This is a genomic window from Cupriavidus necator, assembly GCF_013141915.1.
Lineage (GTDB): Bacteria > Pseudomonadota > Gammaproteobacteria > Burkholderiales > Burkholderiaceae > Cupriavidus > Cupriavidus necator_B.
On sequence record NZ_SROX01000001.1, the window covers coordinates 421,795 to 439,802 of the forward strand.

The 18,008-nt window shown below is 64.0% G+C and carries 14 protein-coding genes; 9 read left to right on the top strand and 5 right to left on the bottom strand.

Annotated features, from left to right (window positions below):
• Positions 1-4 precede the first annotated feature (4 nt).
• The 8 genes from E5S69_RS01940 (at position 5) to E5S69_RS01975 (ending at position 10,050) form a co-directional block, all read left to right on the top strand.
• Positions 5-2,998, top strand: a complete 2,994-nt coding sequence (locus tag E5S69_RS01940; RefSeq protein ID WP_171513321.1) for a phospholipase D-like domain-containing protein — start codon at positions 5-7, stop codon at positions 2,996-2,998.
• A 17-nt stretch (positions 2,999-3,015) separates the two neighbouring features.
• Positions 3,016-4,416 (top strand): T6SS immunity protein Tli4 family protein, encoded by a 1,401-nt coding sequence (locus tag E5S69_RS01945; protein WP_171513322.1) that lies wholly within the window; start codon positions 3,016-3,018, stop codon positions 4,414-4,416.
• An 89-nt stretch (positions 4,417-4,505) separates the two neighbouring features.
• On the top strand, positions 4,506-5,849 hold the full coding sequence (locus E5S69_RS01950; RefSeq protein WP_171513323.1) for a T6SS immunity protein Tli4 family protein: 1,344 nt from the start codon (positions 4,506-4,508) through the stop codon (positions 5,847-5,849).
• Between the two features lie 96 nt (positions 5,850-5,945).
• Positions 5,946-6,554: a TetR/AcrR family transcriptional regulator gene (locus tag E5S69_RS01955; RefSeq protein ID WP_171513324.1), complete on the top strand. Its 609-nt coding sequence runs from the start codon at positions 5,946-5,948 to the stop codon at positions 6,552-6,554.
• Between the two features lie 161 nt (positions 6,555-6,715).
• Positions 6,716-7,951, top strand: coding sequence for a YbfB/YjiJ family MFS transporter (locus tag E5S69_RS01960; RefSeq protein ID WP_171513325.1), 1,236 nt, complete (start codon positions 6,716-6,718; stop codon positions 7,949-7,951).
• Positions 7,952-8,040: 89 nt separating this feature from the next.
• Positions 8,041-9,156 (top strand): NADH:flavin oxidoreductase/NADH oxidase, encoded by a 1,116-nt coding sequence (locus tag E5S69_RS01965; RefSeq protein WP_171513326.1) that lies wholly within the window; start codon positions 8,041-8,043, stop codon positions 9,154-9,156.
• A 40-nt stretch (positions 9,157-9,196) separates the two neighbouring features.
• Complete coding sequence (locus E5S69_RS01970; protein WP_171513327.1) at positions 9,197-9,619, top strand: VOC family protein; 423 nt, start codon at positions 9,197-9,199, stop codon at positions 9,617-9,619.
• A 263-nt stretch (positions 9,620-9,882) separates the two neighbouring features.
• Positions 9,883-10,050: a hypothetical protein gene (locus E5S69_RS01975; RefSeq protein ID WP_010812488.1), complete on the top strand. Its 168-nt coding sequence runs from the start codon at positions 9,883-9,885 to the stop codon at positions 10,048-10,050.
• Between the two features lie 30 nt (positions 10,051-10,080).
• On the opposite strand, the gene E5S69_RS01980 is transcribed toward E5S69_RS01975, so the two are convergent.
• The 5 genes from E5S69_RS01980 to E5S69_RS02000 form a co-directional block, all read right to left on the bottom strand.
• On the bottom strand, positions 10,081-11,922 hold the full coding sequence (locus E5S69_RS01980) for an ATP-binding response regulator (RefSeq protein ID WP_171513328.1): 1,842 nt from the start codon (positions 11,920-11,922) through the stop codon (positions 10,081-10,083).
• Complete coding sequence (locus E5S69_RS01985; RefSeq protein WP_171513329.1) at positions 11,919-12,551, bottom strand: response regulator transcription factor; 633 nt, start codon at positions 12,549-12,551, stop codon at positions 11,919-11,921. The genes E5S69_RS01980 and E5S69_RS01985 overlap by 4 nt, the downstream gene beginning before the upstream one ends.
• A gap of 309 nt (positions 12,552-12,860) precedes the next feature.
• Positions 12,861-14,474 carry a hypothetical protein gene (locus tag E5S69_RS01990; protein WP_171513330.1) on the bottom strand — a complete coding sequence of 538 codons (1,614 nt, stop codon included), beginning with the start codon at positions 14,472-14,474 and terminating at the stop codon, positions 12,861-12,863.
• A 207-nt stretch (positions 14,475-14,681) separates the two neighbouring features.
• The gene (locus E5S69_RS01995; RefSeq protein ID WP_171513331.1) at positions 14,682-15,326 is read right to left on the bottom strand and encodes an AraC family transcriptional regulator; all 645 of its coding nucleotides are present in this window, start codon (positions 15,324-15,326) and stop codon (positions 14,682-14,684) included.
• A 119-nt stretch (positions 15,327-15,445) separates the two neighbouring features.
• Positions 15,446-16,162 carry a Crp/Fnr family transcriptional regulator gene (locus tag E5S69_RS02000; protein WP_171513332.1) on the bottom strand — a complete coding sequence of 239 codons (717 nt, stop codon included), beginning with the start codon at positions 16,160-16,162 and terminating at the stop codon, positions 15,446-15,448.
• A 209-nt stretch (positions 16,163-16,371) separates the two neighbouring features.
• Here E5S69_RS02000 and E5S69_RS02005 point away from each other — a divergent pair, with 209 nt between their 5' ends.
• On the top strand, positions 16,372-18,006 hold the full coding sequence (locus E5S69_RS02005) for an acyl-CoA synthetase (RefSeq protein ID WP_171513333.1): 1,635 nt from the start codon (positions 16,372-16,374) through the stop codon (positions 18,004-18,006).
• Positions 18,007-18,008 lie beyond the last annotated feature (2 nt).

Sequence of the window (18,008 nt, forward strand, 5' to 3'; positions counted from 1 at the left end):
AGCTATGGGTGCGCCAGACAAGCAGGTGTATCAGATCCTTGGTGAAGACCAGAAGGCCGCAAAGACGGCGACTTCCGCGCCCGGCTGCTTCGTGCACGACAAGGATGTTTTCTCCGAGCCCTTGAAGGGCAACGCGGTGCAGTTCTTTGTCACGGGCACCGAGTACTTCGACAACGTTGCGGCGGCGATCGAGGGGGCGCGGTCCAGTGTTTTCATCACCGGCTGGCAAGTGAATTTCGATGTCGTGCTGACCGGCAAGAAAACGCTCTGGACCTGCTTGCGTACTGCGGTCAAGAACGGGGCCAGTGTCTATGTCATGCCTTGGATGTCTCCCAAGGTTGGCGTCGACACGGGAGACCTGGAAACCGCGCTAACGGTGATCCAGCTCAACGCCGGTCTGCCGGCGCCCCGCGCCTTCGTCCTGCCGGCGGTGTCGCAGTGCGATCAGCCTGGCGCCCTGGGCATTGCCTTCTCGCACCACCAGAAGCTGGTGGTTATCGACAACAAGTTTGCGTTCGTGGGCGGCATCGACCTCGCTTACGGCAGGCGGGACGATGGCAAGTATTCGCTCAAGGCAGAGGGGCGGCAGGGCAGCGAGTTCTATAACACTTGCGTGCCGCCGATCCATAGCCTGAGCAGCGTAGAACAAACGGCATACCTGACACGCGCCGAACTGGTGGCCGCCTGCTTCGACAACAAGGCCGGCCGTGCGGCGCAATTCCTGCTTTCTGCTCCAATGAAGCCGCTGGCTGGCGCGATGGACGTATATTCCGCGGCGAGCGACAAGGTCAAGGACGTCAACAAGCAGATCTCTGACTGGTGGGTCACCAGCGACGTTGTGCCGGAGTTCGTGCGAAAAGCCCAGGACAAGGTCATCGACGTAGCCCAGGAAACCGCAGCCGATGCCAGCAAGTGGGCCTATCAGCAGCTGGGCGCAACCCTGCAGACCAAGGTGGAAAAATTGCGCGAATACGGCGGCGCGCAATTGGCCGATGCAACCACCGCACTGATGGCCTGGCTGAATGGCGCCACCCTTGACAGTTTGCCGCCCAGCTTGCTGCAAAATACAGCCGATACGATCCAGGCCTTTGTCATGCGCCTGGTGCTCGCCCTGCAGGCCGAAGGCAGCCAGCGCAAGCAGTGCTACGCGAACCTGGAGAAGCTCGGCAAGCTATTGCCAGCCGGCGGAAAGTGCCATGACAGCAACGTACAGCCCCGGATGCCCTGGCATGACGTGCATTGCCGAATCGAAGGGCCATCGGTTTATGACCTGAGCCGCAATTTCGTACGGCGCTGGAATGGCGTGGCCCTGCAGTATGAGCGCAGCGATGGCAGGACGGTCGACGCGCTGCTGCGACAACTCGGCATCACGGCCCGTCTCAAGGCACCCCGCATCGGGGCTGCACACCGGCCCGTCCGATCGAAGACTTTGCCGGGGTCATGCTGGGTCCAGGTGCTCCGAAGCGCCCCGAAAAAGATGAGGGCAGCCGAGGCTGCCGGCGAGGCGGAAAAGACTACCCCGAGCGTAGCGGAAAGCGGCTGCCTGAGCGCAATGCTGAAGAACATCGAGGGCGCATCGCATTTTATTTATATTGAGGGCCAGTTCTTTCAGTCCGATCATGGGAGCACGATGATCGGGGAAGAGGAGGCAGGCGGCGGTGCGCCCATGTCAGGGCCGATGCGCGCGTTGATGGACGTCAAGGGCTCACCGGGATATCAAAAGTACGCCGCGCAGCTCGGTATTCTTGGCGTGCCGCCGGGCCAGATCTACAAGTCCCTCAAATGGAGCCAGATCGATGATGTCCAGCGCGACATCAAGGGCGGCGGTGCCGATTTTGTCAATGACCTGAAGCGGGTCATGGCCACGCAGGCGCAAATTGCCGGCTTTGCCGCTCTGGGGCCGTCTCAGAAGTCCCTGACGAATCCGATTTGCAAGGCATTGGGTGATCGTATTACGCGTGCCATTTACGATGGCAAGCCGTTCCATGTTTACATGGTGCTGCCCGTACATCCAGAAGGGACACTGGACACAATCAACATCATGACGCAGCAGCATTTGACGATGCAGTCGCTGGTGTTTGGCAGCCACAGTCTGGTGAATCGGATCCGGCGCGCGCTGTTGGCGATGAAGTATGTGCGTGAGCGGAAGATGGAGGTGAAGAAGGCGAGGGAAGCGGCGCAAAACGCCAAGATAGAATATCTCGATCGGAACATCCGGGCGGGAGAATGGGAACAATATCTGACGCTACTCAACTTGCGTAACTGGGACGTGTTGAATCGGAGACCTGTAACCGAGCAGATCTATGTTCACAGCAAGCTGCTGATCGCAGACGATCGTGTTGTAGTATTAGGCAGTGCAAATATCAACGATAGAAGCCAACTAGGTGACCGAGATTCTGAATTAGCGGTTGTCATTCATGATGATAGGGCATTATCTGTACGCGTGGATGGTCAGCTCGCGCAGCCGGTCGGCACGTTAGCGCATAGTTTGCGCAAGGCATTGTGGAAAAAGCATTTTGGGCTGATGGGTAATGTTGCGCCGGCTACGGAGTTGGGCATGTCCCATGTACTTGATGGGCCTGGGGATCCTATAACTTGGCAAGCTATTCAGAAAGTGGCGCAGACTAATGCCGAAGCTTATGAAAGAGCTTTTCCTTATGTGCCCAGGTCGAAAAGTCACAGCTCGGTTTGGCCTACTTGGGATGACAGCCATGGTAGGCTCAGCGGCTACATGCCATTTAACGAGCGATTCTGGCGCGAGGCGCGTCCGAGGGACGAGAGCTTTACGTGGGATGCGAAGCAGATATTGTCCGAAATCATGCCCAGTGGTGTACGTGGATTCATTGTATCCCTACCGCTTATGTGGACAGTCGGGGAAAATAATGACTCCAAAATGAATCTGACCACGCTCGCACATGTTGAATCGGAGGGGGAAGTAAACTGGGGGCTGCAAACTGCATCGGTGAATCCATCGCAATCTGGTCGAGCCGACACCTAGTCCAAAGATTGATTTTGATGAAAATGCAAATATTTACTCTGGGCTTGCGAGGTCAGGCCATATTGATGGCTGTAATGGCATTGATTTCCTGCGGACAGAGTGGTCAGGCGCAAGAGTCTAAAACGACGACCGGTACTGATCGCTTTGGCCATCCAGTAGAAATACCCAACCCGACCAGAGAAGATCGGATGAAAGCTACCGCGCCCGAGTATATTTCCAGCGATGGGCTTCGGGCCGAATGCCTTGGTCGGTTGACCTTCGATGTTCCTGTGGCGACGACATTAGAATGGGCCACTCCCGGAAAGACGAGTCATCAAGGAGTGTTCGAGAATTTGTCGCAGCATTTCGAGAATGGAACGGGTAAGGGCTATATTGAGATTGAAACCCGAGAATTGCGAACAATATTCGCGGTGTACGGGCCAGTTAGCCCTGAATTGCGCGAGGAATTTCTTGGGTACAGAACCCGCATGCAAGCCGCATCGCTCAGTGGGTTATTGGACGCCTTGAAGCGGCAGAAAGAATACGAAGAGATGTACAAGAGACGGCCGGAGCTTCTTGGGCCTGGTATTAAGGAAACTTTGGCAAAAGATCGTGCTGCACTAGAGAAGGAACTGGCAGATATCCAAGCTGATCAATATGAGAAAGCGATCGATCTAGGACGTCCTAATAGTATGGCGCTTCGCGCTGATCTCAAGGCCGCCAAGCCATATCTGCGCGGCGCCATTGTGTTGGATAAGCACATTGTCGCTTTCCAATCTATGCTGAAAGGCTTCGAGAATTATGTTGAGCCCACCGAAGCGCAATGGGCGATGGCTGAAGACGCCATACGCAAGCTGATCGGCAAACTCCAACCCCGCAACCTCTACGAAATTCCCAAGGACCGAGGCTTCTGCCTGCCCTATGCGTTCTTGCGCGACGACGGCACCTTTGGCAACAAGATCTCCACGTCCTTCCGGCTGGCCGATAATCCTGCAGTCATCTACACGCTCAGCGTTGCCTCGATTCCCGGTGGTGGGGCATCGGAGACCACGATCCTGAATGCAACGGGTCGCTCGGCAACCGGCATCCTGAGCCAACTACCTGAGAACACCACGGTGAAGCAGCGTTTAGGTCCCCGACCTGCCAAGATCGGTGCATTGACCTCGGAGCAGGGCGGCATCGTAGTGGAAGCCAAGCGTCCAGGCCAGCCGCCGCGGGAGGGCTATCACGTTTATACGGGATATGCCGGTTGGGCGGGCTCGCAGATCTTGCCGACCATCGAGGTGACGATGGAGTCTGCAGCGCGTGCTGCCTACCCCAAGCTGACGATGGATGCACCGCCCTATGAGCAGGCACGCCCACGGCTGGATGCCTTGCTCAAGAGCATTCGGCTGCGGCCGACGACGCCGCCGATGCCGGAATTGGTGGGCATCCAGTAGTGTGGTCTCCAAGTTGCGAATTCCTGAAATGGCATCCAGCATCGAGATCCAAGCGCGCATGGCATTTTGGCCTCGTGTGCATTGCGGCCATGACAACGGCTGCGTGCGGGCAAAGCGGACAGGTGCATGAACCCAAGACCACGATGGGTACTGATCGTTTCGGCAATCGTGTCGAGGTACCGAACCCAAGTCGTGAAGATCGATTGAAGGCCATGGCCACAAGTCATGTCATGCCGGTGGGTACCCATATAGAGTGCTTCGGGCGGCTAAGTATCGATGTGCCGGAAAAGATGTCATTGGAATGGGCTATTCCAGCTGAGACCAGTGATATGGGAGCTTTCGAGGGACTTTCCCAGCATTTTAATGACGGCACCGGAAAGGGGTACATCGAGATTGAGACCAAAGAACTACGCACCACGTTCGCAGTTTATGGCCCAGTTTCACCTGAGTTGCGCGAGGAGGTATTTTCCTATAGAAGTCGCCGCAATACTGCTTTATTGGACAATCTGCAGCGATTACTAAAGGAGAAGAAAGAGCGGAATGAGCGTTTTCGAGCGAACCATGTGGATCCTGATACGATCGCAAGTGTCGAAGAGGATATTGCCAAGTCGGAGAAGCGCATCGCCGATCTCAAGGCAGACCATTACCGAAAAGCGATTGATCTTCGCCGTCCCCACAGCGTTGCGTTTCGCCATGATCAGCGTCGAGGCGGGGTTTCTTACCTACGGGGCGCTATCATTTTGGGCAATCATTTGGTCGCTTTTGAGTCGATGCTCAGGGCAGACATTCCGCAGTTCGAAGAGCCGACCGAAGCTCAATGGCAAGCCGCAGAGAACGCCCTGCGCAAACTGATCAGCCAACTCCAACCCCGCGACCTTTACGAGATCCCCAAGGACCGAGGCTTCTGCCTGCCCTATGCCTTCCTGCGCGACGACGGCACCTATGGCAACAAGATCTCCACCTCCTTCCGCTTTGCCGACAGCCCGGCAGTGATCTACACGCTCAGTGTTGCCTCGATTCCCGGCGGTGGGGCATCGGAAACCACGATACTGAATGCAACTGGCCGCTCGGCAACCGGCATCCTGAGCCAACTGCCTGAGAACACGACGGTGAAGCAACGTTTGGGTCCTCGTCCTGCCAAGATCGGTGCATTGACCGCGGAGCAGGGCGGCATCATGGTGGAAGCCAAGCGTCCAGGCCAGCCGCCGCGGGAGGGCTATCACGTTTATACCGGATATGCCGGTTGGGCGGGGTCACAGATCTTGCCGACCATCGAGGTGACGATGGAGTCTGCAGCGCGTGCTGCCTACCCCAAATTAACGATGGATGCACCGCCCTATGAGCAGGCACGCCCACGACTGGATGCCTTGCTCAAGAGCATTCGGTTGCGGCCGACGACGCCGCCTATGCCGGAGTTGGTGGGCGTGCAATAGCGGGCGGAGCGAGAAGCCTACCCGGCAAATTTCTTGTGTTTTGTATCGATCGATCTATAATCCCATTCCATACAGATCGATACAAAACCATCCACCATGGCCCGCCCCCGCAAATTCAACGAACAGGCTGCCCTCACCGCCGCCTTGGACGCCTTCTGGGCGCGCGGCTATGAAGCCACATCCACGCGCGACCTGACCACTGCAATGGGCATGACCCAGCCGAGCCTTTACAACGCGTTCGGCGACAAGCGATCGCTGTTCCTGTCAGCGCTGGATGGCTATCTCGACGGTACGGTGCGGGAGCGCATGGCGCGGCTGGAGGCAACCTTGCCTCCAGCAGGGGCCATCACCGCTTATTTCTCCGAGAGTATCGAGCGGTCCCTGGCCGATCCGCTGCACCGTGGTTGCCTGCTGGTGAACACGGCGCTGGAGGTCACGCCCGACGCCACTGACCTGCAACAGACGGTGGCCAGCGCCTTCGCGGAGATCCGTGATTTCTTCCGCCGCCAGTTCACCGCTGCACAGCAAGCCGGAGAGGTGGATAACGGCCTGTCGGCAGACGATGTTTCGGCGCAATTGCTTGCCGTTCTGCTTGGCGTGCGCGTGCTGGCGCGCGTCGCGCCGCAGCGCGAACTGCTGGAGGGCGGGGTGCGGCCGACGCTGGCGTTGCTGGGCTTGCCGCCATTGACCTCCGACTCCGGCTGAGCTTTTCCAACCCCTTTTTTTCCCTGATTTTTCATCCGTAGACGCCATGCACGCGGCCCGGGCCACGTGCGGGTGAGCTGCATTCTTTTTTCGGCCCCATGTCTCCGGGGCCGGTGGCCCCGTCTTGCCTGCTGCAAGGCAAGCGGACACTGGAGAACACGATGTCCCGACCTCTCTCTGCGCCGCGGCCATGTGCCATCGCCGCGGCACCGCTAAGCCTGCGCGACCTCTACGCGGCTTTCTCCGGTCTTTGTGCCAGCCTGGTGGCGATCGGTCTTGCGCGCTTTGCCTATACCGCGCTGGTGCCGCCGCTGATTCAGGCGCACTGGTTTCCCGCGGGGCAAACGGTGGCACTGGGCGCAGCCAATTTCGCCGGCTATCTCGCCGGGGCCTTGCTGGGGCGACCGCTGGTGTCGGTCTGGTCGAACCGGGCGGTACTGCGCGCGCTGATGCTGGCGGCCACGGTGGCGTTCTTTGCCTGCGCGTGGCCGCTGTCGGTGGCGTGGTTCTTTGCGTGGCGCTTTATTTCGGGCGTGGCCGGCGGCGGGATCATGGTGCTGGTGGCGACGTCGATCCTGCCGCATATCCCCGCGCCGCGCCGCGGCCTGGCGATGGGCACGATCTTTGTGGGCCTTGGCCTGGGCATTGCCGCATCCGGCACGCTGGTGCCGCGCCTGCTGCAGTTCGGCTTGCGTGAAACGTGGCTGGGATTGGGGGCGCTGGCGCTGGTATTGACGGCATTGAGCTGGTTCGGCTGGCCAGGACAGTTGCCGCAGCTCGCGGGCAGCACGGGCACGACGCCGAACCCGTCAATGCCGATCGCGCCCGCCACGCGCCGCAGGCTGCGCGTGCTTTACGCCCAGTACGCCATCAATGCCATCGGGCTGGTGCCGGCGATGATGCTGTTGGTCGATATGGTCGCGCGCGGCCTGGGCCGTGGCAGCAGTGTGGGGGCGTCTTACTGGGTGCTGTATGGCATCGGCGCGATTGCGGGGCCGATGGCATGCGGCCTTGCCGGGGACCGGCTCGGCTTTGGAGCCACGTACCGGGGCGCGCTGCTGTTGCAGGGACTGGCCACGGCGGTGCTGGCGCTGTCCGGCCATCCGGTGGCGCTCGGCGTGGGCGCGGTGGTGCTTGGCGCGTTTACGCCAGGCATTGCGCCGCTGGGCCTGGGCAGAATCCAGGAACTGCTGCCGCACGATCCGGCGGCGCAGCGTGCGGCGTGGAGTCATGCCACCAGTGCCTTTGCACTGTTCCAGGCGCTGGCGGGCTATGGCTATGCATGGATGTTTGCGCATTCGCACGAGAACTACGCACTGATCTTCGGCTGTGGCGCGGTGGCGGTGGCGCTGGCCTTGGCTGTGGGATCGCTTGCGGAGCGGCGCACGGGGCGCTGAGCGGCGGCCGGCAGCAAATCCGGCATCGGCCTAGAATCCGGAGTTCGGGCCCCGAGGGGCAGCAAGATTCCTTGCAAGGAGCATCACGCATGAGCCATTTGTTCGAGCCGCTAGCCATCGGCAATCTCACAATCGCCAACCGCATCACCATCGCGCCGATGTGCCAGTATTCCGCGCAGGACGGCAATGCCGGCGACTGGCACATGATCCATCTGGGTTCGCTGGCGCTGTCGGGCGCGGGCATGCTGATCGTCGAGGCCACGGCGGTCTCAGCGGAAGGGCGTATCACGCCGCAAGACCTGGGCTTGTATTCCGACGATAACGAGGTGGCGCTGGGCCGCGTGATCCACGCGATGCGCGCGCATTCGCCGATTGCCATTGCGATCCAGCTCGGACACGCCGGCCGCAAGGCGTCGAGCCAGGCGCCATGGGATGGCGGCCAGCAGATCGCGCCGGATGCGCCCGGTGGCTGGCATGCGGTGGCGCCTTCGGCGGTGCCGCATGGCGCGACAGAAGTCGCACCCGTCGCGCTCGATCGTGCCGGCATGGACAAGGTGCGCGATGACTTCGTCGCCGCAGCAAAGCGCGCGGCGCGGCTGGGGCTCGACGGGATCGAGATCCATGCCGCGCACGGCTACCTGCTGCATCAGTTCCTGTCACCGCTGGCCAACCATCGCGACGACGAATACGGCGGCAGCCTGGAAAACCGCATGCGCTTCCCGATCGAGGTGTTCGATGCGGTGCGCGAGGCGTTCCCTGCGCAGCGGCCGGTGTGGATGCGCATCTCGGCAACGGACTGGGTGCCGGGCGGATGGGATATCGAAGGAACGGTGGCGCTATCGAAGGCGCTGAAGGCGCGCGGCTGCGCGGCGATCCATGTGACGACCGGCGGCGTGTCGCCGCAGCAGGCCATCAAGCTGGGACCGGGCTACCAGGTACCCTACGCGCAGCGCGTGAAGGCCGAGGTCGGCTTGCCGACCATCGCGGTAGGCCTGATCACGGAGCCCGAGCAGGCCGAGGCCATCATCGCCAACCAGGAGGCCGACGCGGTGTCGCTGGCCCGGGCCATGCTGTACGACCCGCGCTGGCCGTGGCATGCCGCGGCGCGGCTGGGTGCCAGCGTGCAGGCGCCCAAGCAATACTGGCGGTCGCAGCCGCGCGAGCTGAAGGACCTGTTCGCCGGCGCGGCCTTCGGGCAGCGCTAGGCTGCCTGGTCGACAAGTGAGCGACAAGTGAGGTACTGCCATGAAGCCACGGATTACGTTGATCACGCTGGGTGTCGATGACCTGCCGCGTGCGCTGCGCTTTTATCGCGACGGCTTAGGCCTGCCTACCGCGGGCATTGTGGGCGAGCAGTTCGAGCACGGCGCGGTGGCCTTCTTCGACCTGCAGGCCGGCCTGAAGCTGGCGGTGTGGCCGCGGGCCAGCCTGGCGCATGACGCCGGGCTGCAAGTGACGCCGCGCGCGCAGACCGATTTTTCGCTGGCCCACAACGTCAGCGACAAGGCGGAGGTGGATGCGGTGATGGCGCAGGCGCTGGCCGCGGGCGCCAGCGTGGTCAAGCCGGCGCAGGACACGTTCTGGGGCGGCTACGCCGGCTATTTCCACGATCCCGACGGGCATCTGTGGGAAATCGCCTGGAACCCCGAGATGCTGCCCGCGGATTGAGACTGCCCGCTGCGCCGCCCGGCTTGGGGCCGCGGCCAATGTATCAAGACATGATCACGGACGCTGCACCGCGACTGGTGCAGCGCCGCAAAGGGATTTCCATGATTGCCACGCTCCGTCGAAGTGGTGACTATCCTTTCAAGAGACAGCCATAGCATGCTGGCGACGGAGCGCCCCCACGCAGTTCCGCAACACCCCACGCATTCGCCCCGTCGTCAGCCCACCGAAGTAAAGCAATAAGAACAATGGCAAGGGAGACGTCCATGCAAGTCTATGACAGCCTGCTGTATGTGACTGCGATGGTGCTGGTGTGTTTGTATGTCTATCTCGGCGTGCTTTCCCGCAGCACGGCGATCCGCCTGGGATCCCCGGCAATCGTTGCGGGACTGGTGCTGGCCTATTCGCTGTCGCCGCTGCATTCGGGCGGCTGACAGGCCCGGCCCGGTGTGACCGGGCGCGGTTCATTTCGCCACCGCCGCCTGGCGGTCCGGAGCGCCTTTCCCCTGCGTCGCGGCCTCGCGCAGCAGGGTGTCGATGGCCGCCTGCAACTCTTGCGGCACCACGGGCTTGTGCAGCAGTGCGGTGCCGGTCGCGTGCGCGGTGCGCAGGCGGTCCGCGGCGGTGTCCCCAGTGATGATGATGGCCGGTACATGTCGGCCCATCTGTTGCCGGATCGCATCCAGCGCCTGCTGGCCGGTGCGGTGTCCGCGCAGGCGGTAATCCGCCAGCACCAGCCCCGGCGTGAACGCGGCCAGCGCCGCCAGGGCTTGCTCTTCGGATTCAGCCGTGCGGCATTCGCAGCGCCATGCCGACAGCAGTTCGGACATGGCGCCGCGGATGGCCTCGTCATCGTCGATCACCAGCACCCGCAGTCCATCGAGCGAGTGGGCGGGCAGCGGGCGCGGGGTGTCTTCCGGCACGTCCCAGGCTTGCGGCATGTCGAAGCGGAACACTGAGCCACGTCCGGGGCGCGAGACCAGTGTCACCCGCGTCTGCATCGTACGGGCCAGCCCGTCGACAATGGCCAGCCCCAGTCCAAGCCCCTTGCGCTGGTCGCGCTCCGGATTGCCGAGCTGGTGGAATTCGCGAAAGATGTCGCGGTGCTGCGCCGCGGGGATGCCGATGCCGGTGTCCCAGACTTCGATGGCCGCACGCGCGCCGCGCTGGCGGCAGGCCACCAGCACGCCACCCCGCTGTGTATAGCGGATGGCGTTGGCGATCAGGTTGCGCAGCACCAGTTCGACCAGCGTGGGGTCGCCATGCAGCGTGGCGGTGGTATCGCGCGTGCGGTACACCAGCCCGCGCGCTTCGGCCTGCGGCGCGAACTCGTTTTCCATCTTGCGCAGCAGCGGTTGCAGGCGGAATGGGCGCGCGCGTGGCGTGACCACGCCGGCTTCGAGTTTGGAAAAGTCGAGCAGCGAGTTCAGCATCTCGCGCGCGGCGCCGGACGACGCTTCGATATGCGCCAGCAACTGGCGCTGGCGATCATCCAGCGAAGTGCGGCCAAGCGATACCAGGAACAGGCCCATCGCGTGCAGCGGCTGGCGCAGGTCATGGCTGGCCGATGCCAGGAACACCGATTTGGCCCGGCTGGCATCCTCGGCTGCATGCTGCGCGGCTTCGGCGCGTGCGGTTTGCTCACGCAGTTGCGAGATCAGTTCCACATTTTCGAAGCGCAGCGCAATCGACTGCCGCGCCACGCGCGCATAGTTGCGCGCGAACACCATCAGCACGCACAGGTACAGTGGCGTGCCGAGGAACATCGGCAGGTATTCGACATCGCCGGTGGCAAGGAACACCACCCATACCGGCACGATCGCCGGCAGGAAGAAAGCGATCGCCACCGGCAGGCATGCCGAGAACACCGCGAGCGCCGCCGCGCTCATGCCGGCAATCAGCGACAGGATGCAGATCACCACCGCAGGCAGGCGCACATCCAGGTATAGCCATGCGACCAGTCCCCACAGGGCGCCGATCAGCGCCAGCATGGCGGTCATGCCGTGCGCATAGCGCGCCGCGCCGGCTTCGGTCAGCCGGCCGGGCAGCCGCAGGCGTCCGAAGTACGCCATCGCGCATGCCGCCACCATTGCGCAAGCCCATGGCAGGGCGCCGGGACGATCGCCAATCAGCATCAGGCCGGCGGCCAGGATAACCGCCGCCAGCGAACAGCCCACCATCGCGATGCCGAAGCTCTGGTCGATCAGGCTCATCTGCGCGGCCAGCAGCCGCGGCGCATCGTAGCGCGGCAGCCAGCGCAGCCGCGGGCGTGCCGCAGCGGCCGGGTCTGTTGTCTGCGCTGTCATCGCGCCGCCTGCACCAGGCCGCGTCGCTGGGCTTCGAGGATGGCTTCTACGCGGCTGACCACGCCCAGATGATCAAGGATGGCCGCCACATGGACGCGCACAGTGTTTTCCGACAGGCCCATATGGTAGGCAATGACCTTGTTCGATCGGCCCAGCGTCAGTTGATGCAGCACCTCCAGCTGGCGCGGCGTGAGCGTGCTGGCCGCGTAGGACGCCTGGGACGGTGCCCCGGCATCCGCCTCGCCGGAAAAATGCGAGCCTCCGGCCAGGCAGCACGCAATCGCTTCCTCGATCTCGCGCGCGTCGGCGGACTTTGGCAGGAAGCCTGCAATCTCGCGCCGGACCTCGGGCGGAATGACTTCCAGTCCGGACGTGCCCGACACGATCACGATGCGCGCCGCGGGAAAGTGCCGGCGCAGCACCTTGACGCCTTCGATGCCGTTCAGGCCGGGCATCTGGATATCGAGCAGCACGATGTCGACCGACGCGCCGCCGTGGTCCTGCACTGCCTGCATGACCGAACCGGCCTCGATGATATGCGCCACACTGGGGCTGTCGGCCAGCACCAGGCGCAAGCCCGTGCGGAACAGGGTATGGTCGTCGATCAGCAGCAGTCGGGCGTCGGGCATCGAAGGGGCCGGTGCGAAGGGCGATCCATTGGACAAGAATCGCGGGCGCTTGTCCATGCAACCGGTGTGGGGACGCCACTAGTCCGGAAAGATTATTGGCGACCTGGACAGTCGATGCAAAGATGCGAGCCGTGGGCAGTTCCGCGACGTGCCCGCACCACTTTTGCTACCCACTACCACCCGGCTGTGGGTATTTTTTTGCTGAACCCCGTCAGGTGCCGGCGTAAAAGAAAAAAGCCGGCACCGCATGGCGGCACCGGCTTGACACGCCCGGGCGCAAGCCGCCCGGGCCTGCGCCTCGCGCGGCGGTTACGGGCGGTTCACCGAGATATCGTAGTACGATCCATTCACGGCGATCCCCCAGCTCAGGCCGATATTCCCCGGGACCAGCGAGATCATCTCGGAAGCCATGCTGGTGGCGGCACGGTAGCGCAGGCCGTTGGCCGGGCTGTTAACCTTCCAGCTGTCCAGGCGGCCGTCTTCCACGCGCTTGCGCGTGTAGCTGCCCGTCTGGGCATCCACCACAGTCACGATGGTCGACCAGGTGCCGGCGTTTTCCAGCCTGGGCACCAGGCCGCCAAACATTACCGTGTCCCAGTACGAGTTGGTCGCACCCACCACTGGCACGGGACGTACCACCTGCTTGGTGGCGAGCATGAAGCCATCATCGTGGGTGATGACAACCGTCACCTGGCCGTCGGTGCCCTTGAATGCATAGGCAAGCTGGGAGCCGAAGCCGTCGACGATCTTGAAGCTGCCGTCGGCGTTGGCGCTGATCGTCGGCAGTTCCTCCGGCAGCCATGCTGCACAGGTATTGACGCCGGAACAGTCGGCACCCTTGGTCAGCTTGCCCGCTGCATCGATGCTGAAGGTCACGCGACGCGATGCGTACGGCGATGCGTTGTTGTCGCGCTCCATGCCGAGACCGTTCCAGTCGCCTGCGAGGTCGGCCAGGGCAACGGCCTGTGCGGGCATCAGCAAGGTCGGCAGGTCGGTCAGGGCTCCTGCCGGCGGCACTGCCAGGGCGATGCCGGACTTGGCGACCAGCACGGTGTTGGTGGCACCGTTCGCGCCCGGCACGGTGAAGCGGCACGCCTCGTTGGTATTGGCGGTGAAGGGAATGGTCTCGTTGCCGATCTGCAGCTTCAGCGCGGCCGCGTCGAGGTCGCCGGCTTCCGCTGCCGCGGAGCCCAGTCCGATCACATGGTATTTGCCCGTCTTCAGCCCCGCGCAGCTCGACGCTGCCGGCTGCAGCGCAGTCTGGACCGCCGCCGCGTCGGCATTGGATGCCACCGCGGAAGACAACTCGCCCAGCGTCGTCTTTGACGCCTCCAGGCGATCGCCCAACTGGTCCAGCAGCTTGTCCTGCGCATTGCCGGCGTTGGCGCCATTGGCGGCCACCAGCGGATCCTTGAGCGGGTCGACGCTGGTCAGGTCGACCACGCCGGTCAGCACCAGTCGCACCGCCTCCGTGGCGCTGGCCAGGCCATTGGAAGTCAGCTTGGCCTGCGCGCTGGCGTCGAACTGATCGAAGAAGGCCGTGGTGCTGCCCTGCGCCAGCGAGGCGGTCACCAGTTCAGTCAGCGGGGTGATATTGGCCACCGCCGTGGTGCCGGTGCCGGCCTCGACCACCGAATGCAGCGTGGTGCCGTCAGGCGTCTTGACGCTGAGCACGCACGGGCGCGTGGCACCTTCGATGCTGAGCGCGAAGGTACCGTCGGCGGCGGTGGTGGCCGTGCCGCTGCCCGATGCGCACTTGGCCTGGACAGTGGCACCCCCCAACGCGGCACCCACGGCCGCGGTGCCGCTGATCTTCGTGGCAGCGGGCGCCGTGGTAGGCGTCGAGTCTCCGCCGCCGCCGCCGCCGCAGGCCGTCAGTACGGCCGCCGCCAGACCCGTCAAGAACAGATGTTTTGTTTTCATCCCTGTATTGTTTTCTGTGGTTTCTTGTTATGGCAGGGCGCTGCGTGGTGGAACACTGGCTCATGCAGGACCCCGCCCACAGGGCGGCTGACCCGCTCTGCGGGCGCGATTTTGCTTGAAACGCCTCAACCTGCCCAACCCGCGTTGAGGTGATTGACAAAGTGCGCGAGGCGTGGGGGATGGCTTGCCGCCGAGGGAAGAAAGGAGTCAGGCTGCCGCCTGGGCGAGCCCCGGCCACGTTGGCCGCGATGCAAGCGCGCGGCCACCCGCGCGGCAATCTTCGAGCAGCCGCATGGCCTCGATGCCGAACCAGTCGTGCCACCCGCGTGCCAGGGCGCTGGCGGACCGCAGGCCTGCCTGTGCGGCCAGGTGGTCCAGCGCGGGCACCGGGCCGCCGGCGCTGGCCAGCGCATGCAGCGCCAGGGCGGCACGTTGCTCGCGCAGCAGCGGATGCAGCGCTTCGCCTTCGGCAAAGAGCCGCGCACGGACCAGGCGCGCCGGCACTTGCCATTGCGCGGCCAGGCGTTCGGCGTTCCAGTCGGTCTCGGGGCGGGCAAAGACCAGGCCGGCAAACTGGCGCGACCACGGGCGCTCGGCGGGCTTGCCGGCCAGGCGCGGGCATGCGCTGTCCGGTACGGCAGTCAGGACGACGGCGCAGGGTTGCTGCCAGGTGCCGGGCAGGTCGCAGTCAAAGTGGGCGAAGGCGTGCACCACGAACGGATCGCCGGGCCGCACTTCGCGCCGCGCGTTGGCGTCGCGCAGGCTGGCCGTGCCGTGCAGGGCTTGCACATGGACGGCAAAGGGAAAGCGCAGGCGGGCAAAGCGGACGTGGTGACGGCTGACAAGCGGCATGCGGAGGACGACCCGGAAGCTGGCGGCGTTGCGGCGGGTAACTGTCGCAGGATTCGGTGGCCAGCGCAAGGCCGCGGACCTCGCGTTCGAAGCCAGCGCAGCCGCCGGCGCCTGCGGCGTTACAGGTCCGACATCCCGAAGTGGCGCAGCCGTGGCAGGTCGGTCACGCGGATGCTTTGGTACGACAAGTGCACCATGCCCGCATCGGCGAGTCGGCGCAGCGCCTGGTTGACGCGCTGGCGCGAGAGCCCCGTGAGCAGGCCGATTTCTTCCTGCGACAGCTCCAGTACCGGACTGGTGCGCGGATACAGGTCCGGATGGAACAGCTGGGCGATGGCTTGCGCCACGCGCGCATCCGCCCCCAGCAGCCGGTCGTTCTGCACGGTGGCGATGAACTGGCCCATGCGCTCGTTCAGCTGGCGCACGACAAAGCTGGCGAACGGCAGGCTCTGGGCCAGCAGTGTGTTGAACACCGGCTCAGGCACCAGCAGCACCTGCGCGTCGCGGATCGCAATCACGTCATAGCGGCGGTCTTCGCGCTTGATCACGCTGCCTTCGCCGCACCAGCCGCCGGCCGGCACGCCCGAGAAGGTGCAGCCGCGGCCGTCGGGCGTGTACACCGCCAGCTTGATCAGGCCGCTGTCCACGCCGATCCAGTGGCGCGAGGGCTCGCCGCGCCGCGCGATGAAGCTGCCCGCGACAAAGGACTGCAGCAGGGTTTCGCGCGCGGCAAGGGCCTGATGCGCCGGCGCGAGCGCGCCGTACCAGGCATGGCCGGCCAGCACCGCGGCACAAGCCGGGACGGGGAGGGAAGTGGAGTCTGCGGGTTCGCTCATGGCCTGGACGGGCGCATCGCGCCGCATCCTGTAAGAATCGTGTAAGCCTTGCCTGGCGCGGGTTTGCGGCAGGTTTGTCGTCTCGACGACAGTGCGCCGGCGTGTGCGATGATAGCCTTGTGCCAGAAAAAGTGACAGCGCCGCAAGGCGCCCCAATGACAGCGCCCCGAATGACCCGGGATGACCCCGATAAGGCGGAGACACAAGCAATGCCCACCGATTTCGACAGCGGCCTGGCCCGCAACGCGGCCAATTTCGTGCCGCTTACGCCCATTGATTTCCTGGTCCGCGCCGCCGAGGTGTACGGCGACCGCCTGGCCATCGTGCATGGCCCGCTGCGCCAGAACTGGCGCGACACCTGCGCGCGCGCGCGGCGCCTGGCCAGCGCGCTGGCACGCGCCGGCATCGGCAAGGGCGATACCGTGGCCGCGCTGCTGCCCAATACGCCCGCCATGGTGGAAGCGCATTTCGGCGTGCCGATGGCCGGTGCCGTGCTCAATGCACTGAATATCCGCCTTGACGCCGCCAACCTGCTCTTCATGCTGCGCCATGGCGAGGCGCGCGTGCTGCTGGCCGATACCGAGTTTGCCGACGTCGCGAAGCAGATGGCGCAGGAGCTCCCCGGCCTGAAGGTCATTGCCGTGCATGACATGCTGGGTCCGCAGGAAGCACCGTTCGGCGATACCGACTACGAAGCCTTCCTCGCCGGCGGCGATCCGGCGTACGCCTGGCAAATGCCCGCCGACGAGTGGGATGCGATCGCGCTGAACTACACCTCGGGCACCACCGGCGACCCCAAGGGCGTGGTCTACCATCACCGCGGCGCGGCCATCAATGCCGTGTCCAATATCCTGGAATGGGACCTGCCCAAGCATCCGGTCTACCTGTGGACGCTGCCGATGTTCCACTGCAACGGGTGGTGCTTCCCGTGGACGGTGGCGGCGCGCGCGGGCGTCAATGTGTGCCTGCGCAAGTTCGAGCCCAAGCTGGTGTTCGACCTGATGCGCGAAGAGGGCGTGACGCACTACTGCGCCGCGCCGATCGTGCATACCGCGCTGGTCAATGCGCCCGCGGCGTGGCGCGAGGGCGTGCGCGGGCCGGTGCGCGGCATGGTGGCCGGCGCGCCGCCGCCGGCCGCGGTGCTGGCGCAGATGGAGGCCATGGGATTCGAACTGACCCACGTCTACGGTCTGACCGAGGTCTACGGCCCGGCCGCGGTCTGCGCCGAGCAGGACGACTGGAACACCCTGTCCGAGCAGGACCGTGCGGTCAAGAAGGCCCGCCAGGGCGTGCGCTACCATCTGCAATCGCAGGTGGCGGTGCTCGATCCCGATTCCATGCAGCCGGTACCGGCCGATGGCGAGACCATTGGCGAAATCATGTTCCGCGGCAACATCTGCATGAAGGGCTACCTCAAGAACGAGAAGGCCACGCGCGAAGCCTTCGCCGGCGGCTGGTTCCATACCGGCGACCTGGGCGTGTGCATGCCCGACGGCTATATCAAGATCAAGGACCGCAGCAAGGACATCATCATTTCCGGCGGCGAGAACATCTCGAGCGTGGAAGTGGAAGACGCGCTCTACCGGCATCCTGCCGTGCTCGCCGCTGCGGTGGTGGCCCAGCCCGATGCCAAGTGGGGCGAGACGCCGTGCGCCTTTGTCGAACTGAAGGACGGGGCCAGCGTCAGCGCGGAGGAACTGATTGCGCATTGCCGCACGCTGCTGGCGGGGTTCAAGGTGCCCAAGGCGGTCTACTTCGGCCCCTTGCCCAAGACCTCCACCGGCAAGATCCAGAAATTCGAACTGCGCCGCAAGGTGAAGTCAGATTCGGCGATCGACGTCTGAGA

Bases quoted from the DNA above. Each gene is read 5' to 3' on its own strand.
- E5S69_RS01940 (WP_171513321.1), top strand. From the start codon at position 5: ATGGGTGCGCCAGACAAGCAGGTGTATCAGATCCTTGGTGAAGACCAG.
- E5S69_RS01945 (WP_171513322.1), top strand. From the start codon at position 3,016: ATGAAAATGCAAATATTTACTCTGGGCTTGCGAGGTCAGGCCATATTG.
- E5S69_RS01950 (WP_171513323.1), top strand. From the start codon at position 4,506: ATGACAACGGCTGCGTGCGGGCAAAGCGGACAGGTGCATGAACCCAAG.
- E5S69_RS01955 (WP_171513324.1), top strand. From the start codon at position 5,946: ATGGCCCGCCCCCGCAAATTCAACGAACAGGCTGCCCTCACCGCCGCC.
- E5S69_RS01960 (WP_171513325.1), top strand. From the start codon at position 6,716: ATGTCCCGACCTCTCTCTGCGCCGCGGCCATGTGCCATCGCCGCGGCA.
- E5S69_RS01965 (WP_171513326.1), top strand. From the start codon at position 8,041: ATGAGCCATTTGTTCGAGCCGCTAGCCATCGGCAATCTCACAATCGCC.
- E5S69_RS01970 (WP_171513327.1), top strand. From the start codon at position 9,197: ATGAAGCCACGGATTACGTTGATCACGCTGGGTGTCGATGACCTGCCG.
- E5S69_RS01975 (WP_010812488.1), top strand. From the start codon at position 9,883: ATGCAAGTCTATGACAGCCTGCTGTATGTGACTGCGATGGTGCTGGTG.
- E5S69_RS01980 (WP_171513328.1), bottom strand. From the start codon at position 11,922: ATGACAGCGCAGACAACAGACCCGGCCGCTGCGGCACGCCCGCGGCTG.
- E5S69_RS01985 (WP_171513329.1), bottom strand. From the start codon at position 12,551: ATGCCCGACGCCCGACTGCTGCTGATCGACGACCATACCCTGTTCCGC.
- E5S69_RS01990 (WP_171513330.1), bottom strand. From the start codon at position 14,474: ATGAAAACAAAACATCTGTTCTTGACGGGTCTGGCGGCGGCCGTACTG.
- E5S69_RS01995 (WP_171513331.1), bottom strand. From the start codon at position 15,326: ATGCCGCTTGTCAGCCGTCACCACGTCCGCTTTGCCCGCCTGCGCTTT.
- E5S69_RS02000 (WP_171513332.1), bottom strand. From the start codon at position 16,162: ATGAGCGAACCCGCAGACTCCACTTCCCTCCCCGTCCCGGCTTGTGCC.
- E5S69_RS02005 (WP_171513333.1), top strand. From the start codon at position 16,372: ATGCCCACCGATTTCGACAGCGGCCTGGCCCGCAACGCGGCCAATTTC.